This window comes from Streptomyces sp. NPDC008125 (genome assembly GCF_042957125.1).
GTDB lineage: Bacteria > Actinomycetota > Actinomycetes > Streptomycetales > Streptomycetaceae > Streptomyces.
Genome location: NZ_JBIBHR010000001.1, coordinates 109128 through 129683, shown reverse-complemented (window position 1 = coordinate 129683; position 20556 = coordinate 109128). Strand labels below are relative to the sequence as shown.

20 protein-coding genes are annotated in these 20556 nt (G+C 71.8%); 10 read left to right on the top strand and 10 right to left on the bottom strand.

The window, feature by feature from the left end:
• The first annotated feature begins 10 nt into the window (after positions 1–10).
• Both ACFZAX_RS00580 and ACFZAX_RS00575 read left to right on the top strand, forming a co-directional pair.
• Positions 11–148 carry a hypothetical protein gene (locus ACFZAX_RS00580; RefSeq protein WP_390957647.1) on the top strand — a complete coding sequence of 46 codons (138 nt, stop codon included), beginning with the start codon at positions 11–13 and terminating at the stop codon, positions 146–148.
• Between the two features lie 57 nt (positions 149–205).
• Positions 206–811, top strand: coding sequence for an FHA domain-containing protein (locus tag ACFZAX_RS00575; RefSeq protein WP_390957645.1), 606 nt, complete (start codon positions 206–208; stop codon positions 809–811).
• 28 nt (positions 812–839) lie between these two features.
• Here ACFZAX_RS00575 and treY read toward each other — a convergent pair whose 3' ends face one another.
• On the bottom strand, positions 840–3248 hold the full coding sequence (gene treY, locus ACFZAX_RS00570; protein ID WP_390957644.1) for a malto-oligosyltrehalose synthase: 2409 nt from the start codon (positions 3246–3248) through the stop codon (positions 840–842).
• 139 nt (positions 3249–3387) lie between these two features.
• Positions 3388–5574 (bottom strand): glycogen debranching protein GlgX, encoded by a 2187-nt coding sequence (gene glgX / locus ACFZAX_RS00565; RefSeq protein ID WP_390957642.1) that lies wholly within the window; start codon positions 5572–5574, stop codon positions 3388–3390.
• 394 nt (positions 5575–5968) lie between these two features.
• Between glgX and ACFZAX_RS00560 the strand changes: the two genes are divergently transcribed.
• From ACFZAX_RS00560 to ACFZAX_RS00550, 3 genes are all read left to right on the top strand, one after another.
• Positions 5969–7201: an SAV2148 family HEPN domain-containing protein gene (locus tag ACFZAX_RS00560; protein ID WP_390957640.1), complete on the top strand. Its 1233-nt coding sequence runs from the start codon at positions 5969–5971 to the stop codon at positions 7199–7201.
• Between the two features lie 152 nt (positions 7202–7353).
• Positions 7354–8067: an exonuclease domain-containing protein gene (locus ACFZAX_RS00555; protein ID WP_390957638.1), complete on the top strand. Its 714-nt coding sequence runs from the start codon at positions 7354–7356 to the stop codon at positions 8065–8067.
• A 96-nt stretch (positions 8068–8163) separates the two neighbouring features.
• Positions 8164–8301, top strand: coding sequence for a hypothetical protein (locus ACFZAX_RS00550; RefSeq protein WP_390957636.1), 138 nt, complete (start codon positions 8164–8166; stop codon positions 8299–8301).
• 26 nt (positions 8302–8327) lie between these two features.
• On the opposite strand, the gene ACFZAX_RS00545 is transcribed toward ACFZAX_RS00550, so the two are convergent.
• The 3 genes from ACFZAX_RS00545 to ACFZAX_RS00535 form a co-directional block, all read right to left on the bottom strand.
• A complete protein-coding gene (locus tag ACFZAX_RS00545) occupies positions 8328–9665 on the bottom strand; it encodes an MFS transporter (RefSeq protein ID WP_390957635.1) in 1338 nt (445 codons plus the stop codon).
• On the bottom strand, positions 9662–10318 hold the full coding sequence (locus ACFZAX_RS00540) for a helix-turn-helix domain-containing protein (protein ID WP_390957634.1): 657 nt from the start codon (positions 10316–10318) through the stop codon (positions 9662–9664). Before ACFZAX_RS00540 ends, ACFZAX_RS00545 begins: the two co-directional genes overlap by 4 nt.
• Positions 10319–10421: 103 nt before the next feature.
• A complete protein-coding gene (locus ACFZAX_RS00535) occupies positions 10422–11312 on the bottom strand; it encodes a phosphotransferase (RefSeq protein ID WP_390957632.1) in 891 nt (296 codons plus the stop codon).
• Positions 11313–11436: 124 nt separating this feature from the next.
• Here ACFZAX_RS00535 and ACFZAX_RS00530 point away from each other — a divergent pair, with 124 nt between their 5' ends.
• The 5 genes from ACFZAX_RS00530 (at position 11437) to ACFZAX_RS00510 (ending at position 15570) form a co-directional block, all read left to right on the top strand.
• On the top strand, positions 11437–12399 hold the full coding sequence (locus ACFZAX_RS00530) for an ABC transporter permease subunit (protein ID WP_390957630.1): 963 nt from the start codon (positions 11437–11439) through the stop codon (positions 12397–12399).
• Positions 12396–13235: an ABC transporter permease subunit gene (locus ACFZAX_RS00525; protein WP_390957628.1), complete on the top strand. Its 840-nt coding sequence runs from the start codon at positions 12396–12398 to the stop codon at positions 13233–13235. The genes ACFZAX_RS00530 and ACFZAX_RS00525 overlap by 4 nt, the downstream gene beginning before the upstream one ends.
• Positions 13235–14533: an extracellular solute-binding protein gene (locus tag ACFZAX_RS00520; RefSeq protein ID WP_390957627.1), complete on the top strand. Its 1299-nt coding sequence runs from the start codon at positions 13235–13237 to the stop codon at positions 14531–14533. The genes ACFZAX_RS00525 and ACFZAX_RS00520 overlap by 1 nt, the downstream gene beginning before the upstream one ends.
• A 112-nt stretch (positions 14534–14645) precedes the next feature.
• The gene (locus ACFZAX_RS00515) at positions 14646–15194 is read left to right on the top strand and encodes a DUF1697 domain-containing protein (RefSeq protein WP_390957625.1); all 549 of its coding nucleotides are present in this window, start codon (positions 14646–14648) and stop codon (positions 15192–15194) included.
• Positions 15187–15570 carry a DUF4440 domain-containing protein gene (locus ACFZAX_RS00510; RefSeq protein WP_390957623.1) on the top strand — a complete coding sequence of 128 codons (384 nt, stop codon included), beginning with the start codon at positions 15187–15189 and terminating at the stop codon, positions 15568–15570. The genes ACFZAX_RS00515 and ACFZAX_RS00510 overlap by 8 nt, the downstream gene beginning before the upstream one ends.
• Positions 15571–15658: 88 nt before the next feature.
• Here ACFZAX_RS00510 and ACFZAX_RS00505 read toward each other — a convergent pair whose 3' ends face one another.
• The 5 genes from ACFZAX_RS00505 to ACFZAX_RS00485 form a co-directional block, all read right to left on the bottom strand.
• On the bottom strand, positions 15659–16516 hold the full coding sequence (locus ACFZAX_RS00505; RefSeq protein ID WP_390958376.1) for an ATP-binding cassette domain-containing protein: 858 nt from the start codon (positions 16514–16516) through the stop codon (positions 15659–15661).
• A 195-nt stretch (positions 16517–16711) separates the two neighbouring features.
• Complete coding sequence (locus ACFZAX_RS00500; protein ID WP_390957621.1) at positions 16712–17485, bottom strand: CbiX/SirB N-terminal domain-containing protein; 774 nt, start codon at positions 17483–17485, stop codon at positions 16712–16714.
• Positions 17486–17494: 9 nt separating this feature from the next.
• Positions 17495–18409, bottom strand: a complete 915-nt coding sequence (locus tag ACFZAX_RS00495) for an ABC transporter permease subunit (protein WP_390957619.1) — start codon at positions 18407–18409, stop codon at positions 17495–17497.
• Entirely contained in the window at positions 18396–19187 is a 792-nt protein-coding gene (locus ACFZAX_RS00490; protein WP_390957617.1) for an ATP-binding cassette domain-containing protein, read from the bottom strand. Before ACFZAX_RS00490 ends, ACFZAX_RS00495 begins: the two co-directional genes overlap by 14 nt.
• 43 nt (positions 19188–19230) lie before the next feature.
• The gene (locus ACFZAX_RS00485) at positions 19231–20352 is read right to left on the bottom strand and encodes an aliphatic sulfonate ABC transporter substrate-binding protein (protein ID WP_390957615.1); all 1122 of its coding nucleotides are present in this window, start codon (positions 20350–20352) and stop codon (positions 19231–19233) included.
• Between the last annotated feature and the right edge of the window lie 204 nt (positions 20353–20556).

Here is a 20556-nt window from a genome sequence, read left to right as displayed (position 1 = left end):
GACGCTGCGCGTGGACACCACCACGAGGAGCAAGCAGTCGACGGTGTACGACCTCACCCCCTTCGGCCGGAAGCTGCTGCCCCTCGTCGACGCCGTGCGCACCGTCGCGCTCGACCCGGAGCGTTCGGGAGAGGCCCCCGCGCGCTGAGCGGTTCGCCACCGTCCCGTCTGGACACCCCGGGCCACCCGGACCGACAATCACCCTGTGACGTCCTCCTCCGAGTTCCACACGTATCCCGCGCGGGTGTCCGACGCCCAGCGCGACCGTGTCCTCGGCGTGCTCAGAGAGGGCGCCGCGCAGGGCCGCCTCTCCCACGACACCTTCCTGCGCCGGATGGAACTCGCCCTCGCCGCCCACCGGCCCGAGGACCTGGCGGCTCTCACAGCCGACCTGCGCCGGGAACGCGTCTGGAGCCAGGGGCTGTTGCGCGCGGTGGGCGGAGTCTCAGGCTTCCCGGGGCGGCTGCGGATGGCCTGGCGGGCCGGAAAGCTGCCCCAACTCCTGCTCCCCGCCCCCGGACCGTACCCGCTGCTCATCGGGCGCGACCCGGGTAACGGACTGCGGCTCAACCACGAGACGGTCTCCCGCAACCACGCGGAGCTCACCGCGCGCGGGCGGCTCTGGCTGCTCCGCGACCTCGGCTCGACCAACGGCACCTGCGTCAACGGCCGGCGGGTCGTCGGCCTGGTCCCCGTCCGGGAGGGCGACCAGGTGAGCTTCGGCCACATGACCTTCCGGCTGACCGCGCCCCCGCCCCTCCCGCCGGACCGGCCGGCCGCCCTGCCGCCCGGTGACCTGCCGACCCTCTGAGACCTTGCCACCCCCGCCCACGCGTCCCCTACCTCCGAGGCCCCCTCCTGAGCAGCGCGACCGGGAGCGTGGCGAACAGCTCGGCGGCCTTCACCTCGCCGCCGCCGAACTCCCCCTCCGGGGAGAGGAGATCGTGCCAGGGGCCGGCGTCCGGGAGCGGCAGGACCGTGTCGGCCCAGCCGCCCGCCTCGGAGAGCCGGAGCGAGAGCCGGGTCACCGCCGTGACCACCTCGCCCGACCGGCAGAACGCCACCAGGTGCTCCGCCGCCGCCCCCCGCGCCGTGAGGGGCGTGTACGTCCCCGATTCGCCGAAGACGTGGGGGAGTTCGGCGCGGAGCCGGAGCGCGGTGGCGGTCAGGCGGGCCTTCTCGCCGGAAGTGCCCGATGCCCCTGCTGTCGCGGAGGTTCCCGCGCCGGGCTTCGGCTCCGTGAAGGGGCGCCGGTTGTCCGGGTCCACCAGGGCGAGGTACTCCCGCTCGGTGCCCTGGTAGAGGTCGGGGACCCCCGGCATCGTCAGATGGACGAGCGCCGCGCCCAGCACATTGGCCCGCACCTGGGGGGCGAGCGAGCGGGCGAAGGCGGCGAGGAGGTCCCGGACGGGCCCCCCGGCGCGGCCGGGGCCGGCCGCGACGAAGTCGGACACCGCACGCTCGTAGGAGGCGTCGGGTTCGGTCCAGGTGGTGCGCAGGCCCGCCTCGCGTACCGCCTTGAGCAGCGCCGGCTCCAGCCTGCCCGCCACCTCGGAGGCTGGCAGGTCCACGCAGCCGAAGGCCGATTGCCACGCCTGCCAGGCGAGTTGGGCGTCCGGTGCCGTCGCCGAGGTCATCCCCGTCGCCTGACGCACCAACTCGGCCCAGCGGGGCGGGCATTCGGACAGAGCGGCGATGCGGGCGCGGACGTCGGCACTGCGCTTCGTGTCGTGCGTGGTGAGCACCGTGCCGGTGGTCGGCCAGTCACGCGCCAGCCGGGCGCAGAACGCGTGGAAGGCGGCGGGCTCCACCGCCGGCCTGCCCGGCCGGCCGCCCACTTCGGTCGCCGAGATCAGCGGAACGTACCGGTAGAACGCCGTGTCCTCGACGGACTTGGCGTGCAGGGCGGACGCGGTCTGGGCGAACCGGGCGCAGAAGGAAGCCTGTTCGGGACCGTCCCCCAGCCTCCCGAGCGCCAGCTTCCGCACCACGTCCACCGCTGCGGCCTCCTCGGGCACGGAGAACGCGGCCTTCGCGTCCCGTACCGCCGCGTCCGGGAGAGCCGCTTCGGCGGACTCGGTGAACGGTCCGCCCGCCGCGACGTACGGCCGGTACACCGGGATGCGGACCAGCAGTTCGGTCACGGCGGTGTGCAGTGCCCACGGGGCGTGGTCGCGGAGCCCGGGGTCCAGGGCGCAGATCCGTACGGCCAGCCGGGTCAGCCAGGCCGTCTCGGCGACGAGGTCGTGGCCGACGACGTGCCGTGCGGCCCGCCGCGCGGTCTCGGGCCAGGAGCCGCCCTCGTCGGCGGAGGGGCCGGCGAACGCACGGTAATGGCCGAGGAGTTCAGCCGAACCGATCGGGTCGGTGAAGAGGCCGTCGATGCGGTGCAGCGCGTCGTAGCCAGTGGTCCCGGCCACCGCCCAGCCGGCCGGGAGGGTCTCCTCGCCCGTGAGGATCTTCTCCACCACCGTCCACCGGCTGCCGGTTCCTTCGGCCAGCCGCTCCAGATATCCGGCCGGGTCCGCGAGGCCGTCCGGATGGTCGATGCGCAGCCCCTCGACGACGCCGTCCCGGACGAGTTCGAGGACCTTGCCATGGGTGGCGTCGAAGACCTCTGGGTGCTCGACCCGCACGGCGATCAGGTCCGAGATGGTGAAGAACCGCCGGTAGTTCAGCTCGGTGCGGGCCAGCCGCCACCAGCCGAGCCGGTAGTGCTGGGCGTCCAGCAGTTCGGGCAGCGCCAGCCCCTCGGTGCCCGGGCGCAGCGGGAACTCCTGCTCGCCGTAGCGCAGCACCGACCCGTCGACGACGAGCCGCCCCAGCTCACCGCCGACCGGGCCCGCGAGTACGGGCAGCAGCATCTTTCCGCCGCCGCCCTCCCAGTCGATGTCGAACCAGCGGGCGTACGGCGAGGACGGCCCCTCGCGGAGCACCTCCCACAGCGCCCTGTTGTGGCGCGGAGAGGCGGCCATGTGGTTCGGCACGATGTCGACGACGAGCCCCATCCCGTGCGCGCGGGCCGTCGCCGCGAGCCCGCGCAACCCCTCCTCACCGCCCAGCTCGGCGCGGACCCGGCCGGGATCGGTGACGTCGTACCCGTGGCGCGACCCGGGCACCGCCTCCAGGACGGGGGAGAGGTGGAGATGGGAGATTCCGAGCGAAGCGAGGTACGGGACCGCCTCCCCGGCGTCCGCGAAGGTGAAGTCCGGTTGGAGCTGGAGCCGGTACGTGGCGGTGGGCGTCATGACCGGTTGAGTACCCACTCGCGGCCCGTCCGTCTCATCCGCCGCGCTCCCGGTTGCCCGTGACCGCACAAATGCACCCGGGGAGATTCACCCGGACGGCGGGGGCGGGACACCGGTCCCGCCCCCGCCGTCCGGGCGCTCAGGCGGGGCGCTTGAGGACGGTGAGGCTCCGGCCGATCAGCGAGAGGTGCTCGCCCGCCGCGACCTTGGGCCCGCTCCCGGGCGGTACCCCCTCCGGGCGGCCCGTGTCGACCACGACCTCCCACTGCGCGCCGTGGTTGACGGGCACCGCGAAGTCCAGTGTCTCCGCGCCCGCGTTGAACATCAGCAGGAAGGAGTCGTCGAAGATCCGCTCACCGCGCGGTCCGGGCTCCGAGATGGCGTGCCCGTTGAGGAAGACGGTCATGGCCTTGGCGTGCGCGGCCTGCCAGTCCCGCTGGGTCATCTCCGCGCCCTCGGGCGTGAACCAGGCGATGTCCGAGAGCTCGTCGTGGGTGCCCTCGACGGGGCGTCCGTGGAAGAAGCGGCGGCGCCGGAACACCGGATGGTCCCGGCGCAGCCAGACCATGGCCCGGGTGAACTCCAGCAGCCCGTCACCCGGCCTCCGTACGGCCCCCGTCCCGTCGGCCCCGCCCGTCCCCTCCTCGTCCGGACCGGTCTCGCCCGGCTTGCGCGCGGGATCGGGCCAGTGCACCCAGGAGAGCTCGTTGTCCTGGCAGTAGGCGTTGTTGTTGCCGTTCTGCGTACGGGCGAACTCGTCGCCGTGGCTCAGCATCGGCACGCCCTGCGAGAGCATCAGCGTGGCGATGAAGTTCCGCATCTGCCGCGCCCGCAGCTCCAGCACCCCGGGGTCGTCGGTCTCGCCCTCCGCACCGCAGTTCCACGAGCGGTTGTGGCTCTCGCCGTCGCGATTGCCCTCGCCGTTGGCCTCGTTGCGCTTGTCGTTGTACGCGACGAGGTCGTGCAGGGTGAAACCGTCGTGGCAGGTGGTGAAGTTGATCGAGGCCAGCGGGCGGCGGCCGTCGTCCTGGTAGAGGTCGGAGGAGCCCGTCAGCCTCCCGGCGAACTCCGCCAGCGTCCGGGGCTCGCCCCGCCACAGGTCGCGCACCGTGTCGCGGTACTTGCCGTTCCACTCGGTCCACAGCGGCGGGAAGTTGCCGACCTGGTAGCCGCCCTCGCCGACGTCCCAGGGCTCTGCGATCAGCTTGACCTGGCTCACCACCGGGTCCTGCTGCACCAGGTCGAAGAAGGACGACAGCCGGTCCACCTCGTGGAACTGGCGGGCGAGCGTCGCGGCCAGGTCGAAGCGGAACCCGTCCACGTGCATCTCGGTCACCCAGTACCGCAGCGAGTCCATGATCATCTGGAGTACGTGCGGGGACCTCATGAGCAGCGAGTTCCCGGTGCCCGTGGTGTCCATGTAATAGCGCTGGTCGTCCGTCAGACGGTAGTAGGAGGCGTTGTCCAGCCCCCGGAAGGAGAGCGTCGGCCCCAGGTGATTGCCCTCGGCGGTGTGGTTGTAGACCACGTCGAGGATCACCTCGATACCCGCCTGGTGCAGCGCCCGGACGGCCTGCTTGAACTCCAGCACCTGCTCCCCGCGGTCGCCCCAGGAGGCGTACGCGTTGTGCGGGGCGAAGAAGCCGATGGTGTTGTAGCCCCAGTAGTTGGCGAGGCCGGCATCGGCCAGTCGGTGGTCCTGGACGAACTGGTGCACCGGCATCAGTTCGATCGCCGTGACGCCCAGCTCCGTCAGATGGGCGATCACCTCCGGATGCGCCAGGCCCGCGTAGGTGCCCCGCAGCTCCTTCGGCAGACCCGGGTGGAGCATCGTCAGGCCCTTCACGTGGGCCTCGTAGATCACCGTGCGGTGATAGTCCGTACGCGGCCTGCGGTCGTCGCCCCAGTCGAAGTACGGGTTGACCACCACCGAGCTCATCATGTGCGGCGCCGAGTCGAGGTCGTTGCGCGCGTCGGGCCGCCCGAAGGGATAGCCGTACACCGCCTCGCCCCATTCGATCTTCCCGGCGACGGCCCGCGCGTAGGGGTCGAGCAGCAGTTTCGCGGAGTTGCACCGCTGCCCGTTCTGGGGTTCGTAGGGCCCGTGCACGCGGAAGCCGTACCGCTGACCCGGCATGATGCCGGGCAGATAGGCGTGACGGACGAAGGCGTCGGTCTCGCGGAGCTCGACCGCCGTCTCGGAACCGTCATCGTGCAGCAGACACAGCTCGATGCGGTGGGCGGCCTCCGAGAAGACCGCGAAGTTGGTCCCGGCGCCGTCGTACGTGGCGCCGAGCGGATACGCCTGTCCCGGCCAGACCTGCATAGATATGACTCTTCCACTTCTGATCCGGGTGTGGTGCGGTTCTTCAGCCAGATAATCCCCGAAAGAGGCGCGCACACCTAGTACGTCGGCCGGTGCGGTCGCGAACCGGGGTCGCGATACGCCGTGTACCCCGGCGCGGGCCGTCAACACGCCGCACCGCGCGACACTCCTTCGGCCCGGACGGGTCCCGCGGACCCTCGCCGCCGGCCCGAACACGGGCCACCCGCTGGTCACCTCACTATGAATCAGCTCACTCCTTCCTGGCCCCCGCCAGGGAACCCGTCCTTTCGGTACACCAGTTGACGGAGCGTCCTCGGCAGGGGGCTGCACGGGTCCGTGCTCGCGGAGTACCCTTCCGTGATCGTTGGGTGGGGGAGTGGAAGGCGGTGCACGGGTGAGCTCGGGAGGGTTCGAGCTGCCTCCGGGTGACGTGGGTCACGAGGGGGAGCCGAACGACGGACCGCCCGGGACGGTATCCCTGGCGCAACCCCTGGAGATCGGTGCGGAGCTGGGATGGAGCGCCGAGGACTGGGGTGAGGTGCGGACACGCGCCCAGCGCGCCGGGCGTGCGTACATCTGGCTGAATCTCGTCGAACAGCGGCTCCGCGCGGTCGTCGCCGCCGTGCTGCGCCCCGTCTACGCTCCGGTCAACGGCGAGGACTGGGTGGTGGCCGCCGCAGGGCCCGCCGGGCAGGAGTGGGTGCAGCGGGCCGTCGCGGTGCGCGAGGTGTCCCGCAGGAAGGGCTATCTGCTCGACCCGGCCGACGACAACGTCCTGAGCTTCCTGACCCTGCCCCAGCTGCGCGAACTGATGGTCCAGCACTGGCCGTGCTTCGAACCGTACTTCGACGACCGGCGGGACGTGGAGCTCGCCCTGGACGAGCTGGAGGTCGCGCGGAACGTCGTCTCCCGCAACCGCGCCCTCAACGAGGCCGTCCACGCCCAGGCCGAGCGCGCTTCCCAGCGGCTCCTGACCATCCTCGGCGGCGGGGCCGCCATGCCCTCCGCCGACCGGCTGCCCGTCGACGCCGTCGAATCTCTGGTCGGCGACCGGTACGCCGACGTGGTCTCCGTCCATCCCGACCGGGTCAGACTCCAGCGCCAGCTGCCCGCCGAGGACCTGTTCGGCAACTCCCGCCGGCTCGACGCGATCGGTATAGGGCTCAACCTGCTCGTCCAGAACTTCTCCGGGCGACGGCTGGTCCGGCTCGCCGAGACCGGCTGCCGGATCAGGCTGCTCTTCATCAACCCGGCCAGCAGCGCGGTCCGCCGCCGCGAACGGGAACTCAACCTCCGCAAGGGCGAGCTGAGCCGCTCGGTGGAGATGAACATCCTCCACATGCGACGCGTGCGCGCCAGACTCCGCGACCCGGGAGCCTTCCAGATCCAGGTGTTCGACGAGACCCCGCGCTTCACCGCCTACCTGGTGGACGGCGACGGCCCCGACGCGGTCGGCGTCGTCCAGCCCTATCTGCGCCGCGCACGCGGGATGGAGGCACCTGTGCTGGTCCTGAGGGGCGGTGGGCGTGCGGTCGTCCGCGCGGGGCAGGAGGCCGAGCACGGGCTGTTCGAGACGTACCGCGAGGAGTTCGAGTCGGTGTGGACCGACTCCCGTCCGGTCTCCTGAGGCTCCCCGAGGTCCGGACCCCCGACCAGCTTCCGACGGACCCCGGTCCGGCTTCCCGCCGCCACCGGGCCGGGCCGCCCGCCGACCGGTGTGTCAGTGGCGCGTGGCAGGGTGTCCCTCACTGGGAGTAAGCACCACGGAGGAGGTACAGGATGAGCTGGATCAGTGGGCCGCTGGTGGCCTTCGACCTGGAGACCACGGGCACCGACGTCGAGACCGACCGCATCGTCACGGCGGCGGTCGTGCGGCTCGATCCGGACGGGACGGTCGCGGAGGAACGCACCTGGCTGCTCGATCCGGGCGTGGTGATACCCGAACAGGCGTCGGCGATCCACGGCATCTCGACGGACCACGCCCGTGAGCGCGGACTGCCCGCCGCTGCCGCCGTCGAGGAGATCACCCGGACCGTCGCCGACGGGCTGCGCTCGGGGACGCCCCTGGTGGTGATGAACGCGCGCTACGACCTCTCCCTGCTCGACCGGGAGTGCCGCCGGTACGGAGTCGAGTCGGTGAGCGAGCGGCTGGGCGGCGCACCCTCGCCCGTCATCGATCCGCTCGTGATCGACAAGCACGTCGACAAGTACCGGAAGGGGAAGAGGGCCCTCCACGCTCTCTGCGCCCACTACGGAGTGCCGCTCGACGCCGCCCACGACGCGAAGGCGGACGCCGTGGCAGCCGCCCTGGTGGTGCGCCGGATGGCGGAGAGGCACCTGCCGGTCGGGGCGATGCCGCTGGCGGACCTGCACGACCTCCAGGTGCGCGCGGCGGCCGAACAGTCGGTCTCCCTGCAGGCCTATCTGCGGCGTACCGCCGACCCGGCGGCAGTCGTCGAGCCCGCCTGGCCGCTCCTTCCCCGGCAGCGCTGACCGCCCCCGGCAGCGCTGACCGCCCCCGGTCGGTGCGTCCCCGGGGCGAGCGCCCGCCGGTGGGAGAGCGTGATCCGATGCCGAGGAAGGTCCCCGGTGACCGTGCCGGTGACGATCTGTCCGCGCCGGAGCGTCCTCGGAACGCCCCACTCCCGGTCGCTCGCCGTCGGCTCGGTCCGCCACCGCGCGCAGGACGCCGTCGCCGTCCGGCGGACCGCGGTGACCAGGGGATGACGTTCGTCGGCGGCCGGTCCCCGGCGTCATGTCGCCGCACCCGCACGGCTCTGCGGGACGTCCTCCGGGCCCGGCGGCTCCACAGCTCCGCGCCGGCCCGTACGGTCCATCTCGCGCCATTCCGGCCGCAGTCCGGCCAGGTTCGTGGTGAGGAAGTACAGGGCCCCGCAGGCGAGCAGGACCGGTGTGAGCCCGGCAGCGGTCACGGCCGCCCCGGCCAGCAGTCCGCCGAGAGGGATGCCGGCCCAGGCCAGTGAGTCACCGAGCGCGTTGACCCGGCCCAGCATGCGGCGCGGCACCCGCTCCACGAGAACGGCTCCCAGTACGGGGTTGATGAAGCCCCCGCCGAAGCCGGCGACGGCGAAGACGGCCATGACCGTCCACAGCGGGGCGCCCGAGGCGAGGACCAGGAATCTCGGAGCCCCGATGAGGAGGAATCCGCCGAGGACGACCGGCCTGCGCCGGAGCCGGTGGGCGCCGGCCGCGGCGATCAGGCTTCCGGCGACCGCCGCGACGCCCATCGCGCTGCCGGCCAGGCCGATCGCGGCCGGACCATGGCCGGCCTCCCGGGCCCAGAGGGGGATGAGCACGGAGTTGACCGCGGCGTCCAGCAGGTTGGTGACGCCCACCGTGACGATGACGGTGAGCAGCAGGGGTTCGCCGCGGAGGAAGGTGAGGCCTTCGCCGAATCGCTGCCAGTAGCCCGGTCCCTCCGAGCCGGCCGCCACCGGTTCCGGGTCGGCCGCCCGCCCGACGCCGCGGGGCAGAGCAGCCCCGATGATGATCGATCCGAGAGCGAAGGAGCCCGCGTTGAGGGCGAGTCCGGTGAGCGGGCCGAGCAGCGCCACCAGGGAACCGCCGACGGCCGGCCCGAGAGTGGACGCGAGGCGCTCGATCACGCCGGACACGCCCATGGCACGCTCCAGCGGTACTCCGGCGCGCTCGGCCGCCTCGGGCACCATGACTTCCTTGGCCAGGTCGCCGGGACTGCGGGCAGCGCCGACCACCGCGACCAGAACCAGCAGGAGCGGAAAGGACAGGAGATGCAGTGCGTGGAGGAGGGGGACCAGAGAAGCGGCGACCGCACTGACCGTGTCCGTCGTCCAGGAGACGACCCGAGGGCCGATGCGGTCCACCACCGGCCCCGCGAGCGCCTTGACCACGACGTACGGAGCCATCTCGCAGAAGGCGACCAGGCCGGTCCGGGTGGCGCTGCCGGTCGTGACCAGCACGAACCAGGGGAGTGCCACGGCCGAGACGCGCGTACCGGTCAGCGATACGGCCATGGCCGCGAGCACCCCACCCAGCGGACGTAAGGACCGCCCGCCGGACATGCCGCCGGCGGCCGGGGCTGCCCCCGTCACGGCGCCGGTGTCGTGGCCCCGTGGCCGGTGCGCCCCTCGGGCCGGACGTACGTGTCCGGTTCGGGCAGGATGTGCGTGATGAGGTCGACCCGCTGCGCCCCCTTCGGGGCATGCGCGACGGCGTCCGGGCCGTCCGCCCGGTAGCGGGCGACGACCGCCCTCAACTCCTGCCGCAGTGAGACGGCTTCGGCGGGGGTGAGCCGCAGGGACCAGTCGCTCATGTCGAAGGTCCCCCGCCACGCCTCGGGCAGCGTGTGCACCTCGTTCAGCGTGCGCTGGGTGCGCAGGGTGTAGGTGGCCGCGACGGACTGCAGATACGCCAGCGCTGCCTCCGGCTCCTGGTCGACGAGGCTCCGGTCGCTGAGCTCGGTCGTCCGATGGACCGAACGCCACCAGCGCTCCCGTGCGTTGCCGCGCTCCGCGTCCTCCTCGACGAATCCGGCCGCACCGAGTTGACGCAGGTGATAGCTGGCCGTCCCGGAGTTCACCCCCAGCCGCTCCGCGAGGCGGGTCGCGGTCGACGGGCCGTGACTGCGGAGCACCTCGACCAGCTGCACGCGCAGCGGATGCGCCAGGGCACGAAGCCCCTTGGCGTCCAGGACGACTGAGTTCTTCTCGGTGGAGCCGTCGGCTCTCTTTGTGGCATCGGTCATGGCACCCACCGTAGACCGCGAAGAGCTCTTCGCAAAGGGTTGTTCGCAAAGAAACCTTTGCAGTCCTGGTCCGGCAGGAAACCGGTGGGCCGACCGCCGCGCCTCAGAAGGGGTACCACCGCACCTCCGGGTCGCCGTCCCGGAGCGACGCGACCCGGCGGCGGAACTCCGCGAGCGCCTTCGGGTCGGCCGGAGCGTGCTGGGCGACCCACGCGCAGCTCGCCGTCTCCCGCGCCCCGCGCAGTACGGCGCAGCCGTCCCACTCCCGTACGTCCCAGCCGTAGGCGGCGGTGAACGCGTCGTACGCGTCGGCGGGCAGCCCGTACCGGCCGCGGGAGAGCGCCAGCACCACGAGGTCGTGCTCGCGCAGGTCGAAGGAGAAGGTCTCCAGGTCCACCAGGACCGGGCCGTCCGGGCCGACGTGGACGTTGCGCGGCAGTGCGTCGCCGTGCACGGGGCCCGGCGTCAGGTGCGGTACGAGGGCGGCGGCGGCAGCCGCGAAGCCGTCCCGCCGTGCGCGCAGATAATCGGCGTCCGCCGGGTCGATCGCGTCTCCCGCGAGGTGGAGCCAGCGCTCGACTCCGCCGAGCAGCTCGCGGCGGGGCAGGGTGAACCCCTCGGGCGCCGGAAGTGCGTGCACCAAGGTCAACAGCGGTGCCAGATCACGCGGTTCGGGCGGCCGGACCGCGTCCGGAAGTCGGTGCCAGAGGGTCACCGGATGCCCCTCCGTCATGCGGGGCGCGGGCTCGGCGGCGCGCACGGCGGGGACGTGGGCGTCCGCGAGCCAGCCGGCGACGGCGACCTCGCGTTCGGCGCGTTCGCGCAGTTCCGGGTGGTGCGTCGCGTCGCGGCCGACCTTGACCACCAGATCGCCCACGGCGAAGGCCGCGTTCTCTCCCAGCGCGAGGAGTTCCGCCCCGGAGGCGGGACCGGAAGAGCCGTTTCCGGCCAGTCCCGCAGCGGTCAGTACCTCGCGTGCTCGCTCTTCGTTCATGGCCTGATTTTCGCATTCATGCAGGCCACCTTGACGAACGGTCGGCTCGTCAGGACCATGACGGAGGCCGGTTGAACGGCCAGAGCGGCGGAAAGACGATCAGATGAGACAAAGAGGGCAGAAAGTGACATTGGCGACTCCGGCCGCGACGGAGCGGACGGGCGGCCGGTGGCCGGGACAGCGTCGCACGGAGGACGGACGCGGCGCCGAACGTGCCGCCCGCGACCGGGCGACCTGGTTCCTCGTGCTGCCCGCGCTCATCCCGATCCTGGTCCTCAGCGTCGGACCGCTGCTCTACGGCATCGGGCTCGCCTTCACCGACGCGCAGTCGGGCCGGACCCGCTCCACCCAGTGGATCGGCGCGCTGAACTTCCAGGACCTGCTGCACGACACCCTCTTCTGGGACTCCTTCCGGATCGGACTGCTCTGGGCGGTCGGCGTCACGGTTCCCCAGTTCGTGCTCGCCCTCGGTCTCGCCCTGCTGCTGAACGAGAACCTGCGGATGCGCTGGCTGGCCCGCGCGCTGGCGATCATCCCGTGGGCGATGCCCGAGGTCGTCGTCGGCATCATGTGGCGGCTGGTCTACAACCCCGACGCGGGCATCCTCAACGAGACCATCCGCGACCTCGGCCTCGGCGACGGCCGAGACTGGCTCACCGGCTTCGGCACCGCGCTGCCCGCCGTGATCGTCGTCGGGATCTGGGCCGGGATGCCCCAGTCCACCGTCGCCCTGCTGGCCGGGCTCCAGAACACCCCGCACGAACTCCACGAGGCCGCCGCCCTCGACGGCGCCGGGGCCTGGCGCCGCTTCCGTACCGTCACCTGGCCCGCGCTCAAACCCGTCGCGCTCTCCATCACGGCGCTCAACTTCATCTGGAACTTCAACTCATTCGCCCTGGTCTACGTCCTGACCAGCGGCGGACCCGGCGGACGGACCCGGCTGCCGATGCTCTTCGCGTACGAAGAGGCCTTCCGCTACGGACAGTTCGGTTACGCGGCGGCGATGGGCTGTGTGATGGTCGCGGTGATCTCCGTGATCCTCGCCGTGTACCTCGCCGGCCGGCTCCGGGGAGGGGACGAGAAGTGAGCATGCGCACCGGACGCGCCACCCGCACGGGGCAGTACCTCGCGCTCACCGGCTACCTCGTCTTCCTGGCGTTCCCGTTCCTCTGGCTGATCTCCACGGCCTTCAAACCAGCCCGTGAACTGGGCTCGCTGCACCCCACCTGGATTCCCCAGCACCCCACCCTGGACAACTTCCGCCAGGCGTTCGACGAGCAACCCCTGCTCCAGGCCGCCGGGAACTCGGTCCTGGCCGCCGTCAGCGCCGGGGTGATCTGCGTCCTGATCGCCACCCCGATGGCCTACGTGATGGCCCGCCACCGCGGCAAGCTCTCGGCCGCCGCCACCGGCTGGGTCGTGATCAGCCAGGCATTCCCCTTCGTCCTGCTGATCATCCCGCTCTTCCTCATCCTGAAGAACCTGCACCTGATCAACTCCCTGGCCGGGCTGATCATGGTCTACGTCGTCTGGTCGCTGCCCTTCGCGCTCTGGATGCTGGTCGGCTACGTCCGGGCCGTCCCCGCCGAACTGGAGGAAGCGGCCTCCGTCGACGGCGCCGGACGCCTGCGCACCCTCGTCTCCGTCACCGCCCCGCTGCTGGCCCCCGGGATCGTGGCCACCGCCCTCTTCGCGTTCATCACCGCCTGGAACGAGTTCTTCTTCGCCCTCGTCCTGCTCAAGACCCCGGAGAAGCAGACCTTGCCGGTCGTCCTCACCCACTTCATCGGCGCCGAGGGCGCGGCCGACCTCGGTCCGCTCGCCGCCGCCGCGTTCCTCGCCACCCTGCCTTCGCTCCTCCTCTTCGCCTTCATCCAGCGCCGGATCACCGGCGGCATGCTGGCCGGGGCGGTGAAGAGCTGATGCGCGCGCTCACCAGGGCCGCCGCAGCGGCGGCCACCGCGCTCACCCTGCTGCTCGCCGGATGCTCCGGCGGCGGGGCGGACGGCACCGGTGCCGACGGGACCGTGCACCTGCGCTTCCAGTCGCTGGCCTGGCAGACGGAGTCCGTGAAGGCCAACAAGGAACTGGTCGCGGAGTGGAACACCACCCACCCGGACATCCAGGTGGACTACGTCCAGGGCAGCTGGGACAGCGTCCACGACCAGCTGCTCACCTCGTTCGAGGGCGGCGAGGCGCCCGACATCATCCACGACGCCTCCGACGACCTCGCCGACTTCGCGTACGGCGGCTATCTCGCCGATCTCCGTACCCTCCTCCCCGACCGGCTGACCGAGGACATCCCGGCGGCCTCCTGGTCCACCACCACCTTCGACGGCGGTGTCTACGGGGTGCCGTTCCTCCAGGAACCCAAGGTCCTCATCGCCAACACGGAAATCCTCAGGGCCTCGGGCGTCCGCATCCCCACCGCCGAGCGGCCGTGGAGCTGGGAGGAGTTCCGCCAGGTCGCCAAGGAGCTCACCGGAAAGGGGCGGTACGGGGTCGCCTGGCCGCTCAAGGAGCCCGTCTCCGTCACCCTCAACCTCGGGCTCTCGGCCGGAGGGCAGCTCTTCCACCGGGGCGAGGACGGGAAGGTGGACCTCCGTTTCGGCGAAGGCGACTCCGTGGTGCCCCGGACCATCCACGACCAGGTCACCGTCGACCACAGCGCCGCCCGGACCGCCCTCGGCATGGGCGGCTCGGACACCCTGCCCGGGTTCTTCGGCGGCAAGTACGCCATGGTGCCGCTCGGCTTCGCCTACCGGCAGCAGGTCGTGGAGCAGGCCCCCGAGGGCTTCGAGTGGAGCGTGCTGCCCGCACCCGCCGGCAGCGACGGCACCGCCCAGGGAGTGAGCCCGCAGACCCTCTCCGTCTCCGAGGACAGCCCGCACAAGAAGGAGGCGGTGGAGTTCATCGACTTCCTGCTCGACCCGCCCAACACGGTCCGCCTCGCCAAGGGCGACTGGATGCTGCCCACCGGCACGAAGGCGCTCGCCGACCCCGCCCTGCACACCGAGGACCAGGGCTGGGCCACCGGCACCGCCCTGGCCCAGCAGCTCCGTCCGGCCCCAGCCCAGTCCGTACGCGGCTACCCGGAGTGGAAGGACAAGGTGGCCACCCCCGCGCTCCAGGAGTACTACAGCGGCACGATCGGCCTCGGTGAACTGACGGACCGGCTGGTGGACGACGGGAACCGGGTCCTCGCGCGCTACCAGCGCTGACCCCGCCGGGTCGGAAGCCGGCAGCACGGTGGGCCGCTGGAGCCGGGGCCACTGCGCACCGCGCGGCCGTCCCGGCGGGGCCCGGGAACGTACAGCCCTTAAGGTGAGCCCCATGACGACGACGTACGCACTCCTGCTGCGCGGCATCAACGTCGGGGGCCACCGCAAGGTGCCCATGCCGGAACTGCGCGCGCTCCTCACGGAACTGGGCCACAGCGGTGTGACCACGTACCTGCAGAGCGGCAACGCGGTCCTCACCGCGGCGAGCGACGACGAGAAGGAGGTCGCGGCGGAGATCGAGCGGGCCGTCGAGAAGCGCTTCGGGTTCGCCGTCGACTGCCTCGTCCGCTCCGGCTCCTACCTCCGCGCCGTCGCCGAGGCGTGCCCGTTCCCCGCCGCGGAGTTGGAGGGCAAGCAGCTGCACGTCACCTTCTACGACGAGCCGGTCACCGAGGACCGTTTCGCCCGGGTGGACCCCGCCGCCCACCTGCCGGAGGAGTTCCGGCTCGGCGACCGCGCCCTCTACCTCTACGCCCCGGACGGCCTCGGCCGCTCCGACCTCGCCGTCGCACTCGCCCGGCCCGCCGTCACCAGGGGGCTCGTCGCCACCAGCCGCAACTGGAACACCGTGGTCAAGCTCGTGGAGCTGACCCGTGACTGAACTCCCGTACCCGGTGGCCGAGGCCATCGAGAACGAGCTGCGCCTGCTCGACCCCGAGGTACGCGGCTCAGCGCCGCTCCTCGCGGCGGTGCTGCACCCCGAGTTCCGCGAGATCGGCACCAGCGGCCGGCTCTGGGACCGCGCCGCGATCATCGCGGAACTCACCTCCGAGGCCACCACCCGCCCCGGCCCGCTGACCGCCTCCCGGATGGAGGGCGTCGAGCTCAGCCCCGGTCTCGTTCACCTGACCTTCGACACCGAGCACAAAGGGAGGCGTGCGCACCGGAGTTCACTGTGGCGGCAAACGGACGAGGGCTGGCAGCTCTATTTCCACCAGGCCACCCCGTTCGTCGCAGACCCGTTCAACGAGGCCTGACGAACGAGGCCTGACGAACGAGGTCTGACGAACGAGGTCTGACGAACGAGGCCTGACGAACGAGGCCTGATCCTGGGCGCGCCCAGGATCAGCGGCGCGCCACCCGCTGGGCCCGCGCGCTCCAGCGGCCCTCCGTACGCGTGATGCGCACCGGGTGGCCGAAGCAGTCGCTGACCCGGTCCGTGGTCAGCACCTCGTCGGCCGGCCCCGACGCCACGCACCTCCCGCCGCGCAGCAGCATCGCGTGCGTCGTGGACGCGGGCAGCTCCTCCAGGTGGTGCGTGACCAGCACCGTCGCCAGCTCCGGATGCTCTTCGCGCAGGGCGTCCAGGCTGTCCAGCAGCTGCTCCCGGGCCGCCAGGTCCAGGCCGGTGGCCGGTTCGTCGAGGAGCAGCAGCCGGGGGCTCGGCATCAGGCTGCGCGCGATCAGCGTCCTGCCCCGCTCGCCCTGGGAGAGCGAAGGCCAGCGCGACGCCTCCTTGCCGCCCATCCCGAGCATCGCCAGCAGCTCGTCCGCCCGTGCCCGCTCCTCGGCCTTCGGCGACCAACGCGGCAACGGTTCGACCGAGTTGGTGAGACCCGTCATAACTACCTGACGTACCGTCAGAGCTGACTGGAGCGGGTGGCGGGGGTTGACGTGCCCGAGTAGTGTCCGCAGCTCCCGCAGGTCCACCCGGCCCAGTGTCCTGCCGAGCACCCGCACCGTGCCCCGGGTGGGGTGGGTGACCGCGCCGAGCAGCCCCAGCAGGGTGCTCTTCCCGGCGCCGTTGGCACCCAGGAGCGCCCAGTGCTCGCCCTGCCGGACGGTGAGCGAGACGGTGTCCAGGATCGCCCTGCCGTCACGGACCACCGCGACCTCGTCGGCGTGGATCACCGGTACCGGCTCCGCGGGGGAGGGCCCGGCGGGGAAGGAGAGGGGGCGGGCGACGGGGGCCGTGGTCACGATGGTTGCTCCTTACATCCATGCATCCGACCTGTGGACCCTATCGGTCCGGGATGTGGACGTGGAGCCGGGCCGGCCACCTGGGGACGCTTTCCGGCCGACGAGGCCCGCGAGGAGGCCCGCGAGGAGGCCTGTGAGGAGGCCCGCGAGGAGGCCTGTGAGGTCGCGGTCAGGCCGACGAACCCGATGAGGTCGCGGTCAGGCCGACAGGGGGAGCGCCCGGGGCGCCCGTGCCTCGTCGTACCGCGCCAGCAGCAGCCGGGCCAGGGCCGGGGAGGCCCCGAGCACCTCGGAGACCACGTCGGCGCCCGCCTCGGCGGCACCCGCGACGATCCTGTCCGGAAGCCGTCCGGGCGCGATGACGTACGGCGCCACGGCGACCCGGTGCACCCCGTCGGCGCGCAGCGCGCGCACCGCGTCGCCGGTGCGGGGGAACCCGCCGGGCGAATGGGCGGAGGCGAACGCAGGCCGCACGGCGCACCAACCGGTGTGCCGCAGCTCCCGCGCGATTTCAGCGATCACTGCGATCGCCTCCGGGTCCGTGGAGCCCGCCGAGGCCAGAACCAGCCCCGTCGAGCGCTTGTCGGCGGCGGTGAGCCCGGCCTCGTACAACCGCTGCTCCAGGGCGGAGTGGAGCAGCGGGGACGGGCCGAGAACACCTGCCTGCCGAATGCGCAGCCGGGGCAGCCGGGCCCCGGCCTCGCGCAGCACCGACGGGATGTCGGTCTTGGCGTGGAAGGCCCGGGTGAGCAGCAGCGGCAGCGCGACGACTTCCGTCGCCCCCTCGGTGCTTCCGGCGTGCAGGCGCTCCAGCACCCTGGGGACCGACGGGGCGTTGAAGTCGAGGAACCCCGTCTCCACACGGAGCCCCGGTCGCATCGACCGCACCCGCGCGGTGAGCGCGTGCACGGTCGCCGCGTGCCGCGGATCGCGGCTGCCGTGGGCGATGACGAGAAGGACGGGTGCGTGCATGGGGGTGACTCAGTTCTTGACGAGAAGACCGCGGCTGCGCAGCACCCACCGCTCCAGCGGACTGAAGATCAGCAGGTCGATCGCGACACCGACGAACAGGATGAGCAGGATCGACAGGAAGATGCCGGGCATGTCGAAGTTGTTGCGGCCGTTCTCCAGCAACTGCCCGAGACCCAGGCCGAGATCGGGAGAGGAGGCGATGATCTCCGCCGCCATCAGGGAGCGCCAGGAGAAGGCCCAGCCCTGCTTCAGCCCCGCGAGGTAGCCGGGGAGTGCCGCCGGCAGCACGATGTGCCAGGTGCCGCGCAGCCCGGTGGCGCCGATGGTGCGGCCCGCGCGGAGGAAGAGCGGCGGGACCTGGTCGACGCCGGCGACCAGGCCGTTGGCGATCGACGGTACGGCGCCGAGCAGGATCACCGCGTACATCGTCCGGTCCACGAGACCGAGCCAGATGACGGCCGGGGCGACCCAGGCCACCGAGGGAAGCGACTGGAGACCGGAGAGGATCGGACCGAGCGCCGCGCGGACGACCCGTACCCGGGCGACCAGCAGACCGAGCGGGGTGCCGATGAGGACCGCGAGCACGAAGCCGAGCAGACCGCGCGAGACGCTCGTCCAGATGACCTCCAGCAGCGTGCCCTTGACCCACATGTCGGACGCGCTGTCCCAGACGGCGGACGGCGGCGGAAGCTTGTAGTCGTCGGTGACCTTCGCCCAGACCAGCACCTGCCAGACCAGGACGACCAGGACCACCGCGAGGACCGGCGGCAGGACCTTCTGGCCGAGGACCTCCCGTACCGGGGTGCGCCGGACCTGTACGGCGTCCAGCGCGTCGAGTCCGGCCTCCAGCCCCGCGAGGTCGTCGCGCTTCGCGGTACCGGCCGCGCCCGCCGGTGCGGCGGACTTGATGTCAGTGCTGGCCATGGCGGCGGATCTCCCCACGCAGTTCTTCGGTGATCTCGACGGAGAGCTCCGCCACGGCGGAGTCCTCGATGCGGCGCGGGTGTTCGATGCCGACCGTCCACTCGCGGGCGATCCGTCCCGGCCGGGACGACAGCAGGACGACCCGCTGCGCGAGGCGCACCGCCTCACGCACGTTGTGGGTGACGAAGAGGACCGAGGCGTTGGTCTCCCGCCAGATCCGGGTGAGTTCGTCGTGCAGCACGTCACGGGTGATCGCGTCGAGCGCCGCGAACGGCTCGTCCATCAGCAGCAGCCGGCTGTCCTGGGCGAGCGCGCGGGCCATCGCGACCCGCTGGCGCATACCGCCGGAGAGTTCGTGCACCCGCTTGCCGTACGCCCCGCCGAGGCGTACGAGTTCGAGCAGCCGCTCCGCCTCGGGGCGGCGCTCGGCCTTGGGCACCCCGCGCAGCCGCAGGGCGAGTTCGATGTTCTTGCCCGCGGTCAGCCACGGGAAGAGGGCGTGCTCCTGGAACATCAGGGCCGGCCGCCCGCCGGGGGTCTCGATGGACCCCGCGGACGGGCGGTCGAGCCCCGCCACCAGGTTGAGCAGTGTCGACTTGCCGCACCCGGAGGCTCCCAGGAGGGTGACGAACTCGCCGGGAGCGACATCGAGCGTGATGTCGTCCAGGACGAGCTGCTGACCGGTGGGTCCGGCGAAGGACTTCGAGACGTGGGTGATACGAGCGGCGTGCTCGACCGACGCGCGGTCCTCGGCCTTGGTGAGGGTGCTGGTCGCCATGGTCGTCACCTCCTGGGAATCCTGGTTCGGGTGGGCGGACGGACTACTTGACGCCGAGACCGGCGTCGTCGACCGCGGGCTCGCCCTCGGCCTTGAGGACCTTGTTGAGCAGGGTCAGGTCGTAGATGCCGTCCAGGTTGGGCTTCTCCAGCAGGCCCGCCTTCACCGCGTGGTCGGCCTCCGCGTTCAGCGTGGCGGCCAGCGGGTCATTGGTGACCAGGATCGACTTCCAGGCCGGATCGAGGATCTCGGGGGCGAGCGCCTTGCCGCTGAGCGCCTCCAGCGCCTTGTTGGCGGACGCCTTGGCCAGGTCCGGGTTCTCGTTGATCCACTTGTTCGTCTTCACCGAACCGCGCAGGACCGCCTCGACCACGTCGGGGTGCTCGGTCAGGAACTTCTGCGACACGATGATGTTGGTGATGACGAACTTGTTGTCCGGCCACAGCGTCGTCTCGTCGAGCAGCACCTTGGCGCCTTCGGAGACCAGCTTGGACGCGGTCGGCTCGGGGACCCAGGCGCCGTCCAGGGAACCGGCCTTGTACGCGTCCGGCGTCACCTTGTTGTCCGAGCGGACGACGGAGACGTCGCCCTTGCCGCTCTGCGCGTCGACCTTCCAGCCCTGCTCGGATATCCAGTTGAGGAACGCCACGTCCTGGGTGTTGCCGAGCTGCGGGGTGGCGATCTTCTTGCCCTTGAGGTCCGCCAGCGTCTTGATCTTGTCCGGGTTGACGACGAGCTTCACGCCGCCGGAGGCCGAACCACCGATGATCCGCAGGCCCTTGCCCTGGGACTTGGTGAAGCCGTTGATGGACGGAGAGGGGCCGATGAAGCCGATGTCGATCGAACCGGCGTTGAGCGCCTCGATCTCGGAAGGGCCCGCGTTGAAGGTCGAGGTCTTGACCTTCGTACCGCCGAGCTCCTTCTGGAAAGTGCCCTCCTGGACTCCGACCAGGGCGGTGGCGTGCGTGAGGTTCGGGAAGTACCCGATGCTCACGGTGTCCGCGGAGAGCTTCTTCGCCCCGGCGGTGGCGGCGGCGTCCGTCTTCTTCGAGTCGTCGTCGGTCGACTCGGAGCCGTAGCCGCAGGCGGTGAGAACCACGGCGAGCAGCGGCAGTGCGGCGGCAGCGACGAGGCTGCGGCGGACGGTGGTACGGGTGGCTGGCACGGGAGGCTTTCCTCTCGTTGGCCGGGCTCTACGTCCCTCGGGTCTCCGAGGGCGTGACCGGGCAGTCGGCAGGTCTTCGTCTGTACGGGCGGTGCGTGTGGTGCGGGAGGGCGCGCAGGCAGTGCGCGTACGTCATCGCGCACATCGCGCCACCCCGCCCTGGCCGCTGCCGAGAGCACCGCTGCCCACCCGGCCGCCCTCCTT

Coding starts and splice junctions, on each gene's coding strand:
- treY (WP_390957644.1), bottom strand. CDS start 3,248: ATGACGCCCACCGCCACGTACCGGCTCCAGCTCCAACCGGACTTCACC.
- glgX (WP_390957642.1), bottom strand. CDS start 5,574: ATGCAGGTCTGGCCGGGACAGGCGTATCCGCTCGGCGCCACGTACGAC.
- ACFZAX_RS00555 (WP_390957638.1), top strand. CDS start 7,354: ATGAGCTGGATCAGTGGGCCGCTGGTGGCCTTCGACCTGGAGACCACG.
- ACFZAX_RS00540 (WP_390957634.1), bottom strand. CDS start 10,318: ATGACCGATGCCACAAAGAGAGCCGACGGCTCCACCGAGAAGAACTCA.
- ACFZAX_RS00535 (WP_390957632.1), bottom strand. CDS start 11,312: ATGAACGAAGAGCGAGCACGCGAGGTACTGACCGCTGCGGGACTGGCC.
- ACFZAX_RS00520 (WP_390957627.1), top strand. CDS start 13,235: ATGCGCGCGCTCACCAGGGCCGCCGCAGCGGCGGCCACCGCGCTCACC.
- ACFZAX_RS00515 (WP_390957625.1), top strand. CDS start 14,646: ATGACGACGACGTACGCACTCCTGCTGCGCGGCATCAACGTCGGGGGC.
- ACFZAX_RS00500 (WP_390957621.1), bottom strand. CDS start 17,485: ATGCACGCACCCGTCCTTCTCGTCATCGCCCACGGCAGCCGCGATCCG.
- ACFZAX_RS00495 (WP_390957619.1), bottom strand. CDS start 18,409: ATGGCCAGCACTGACATCAAGTCCGCCGCACCGGCGGGCGCGGCCGGT.
- ACFZAX_RS00490 (WP_390957617.1), bottom strand. CDS start 19,187: ATGGCGACCAGCACCCTCACCAAGGCCGAGGACCGCGCGTCGGTCGAG.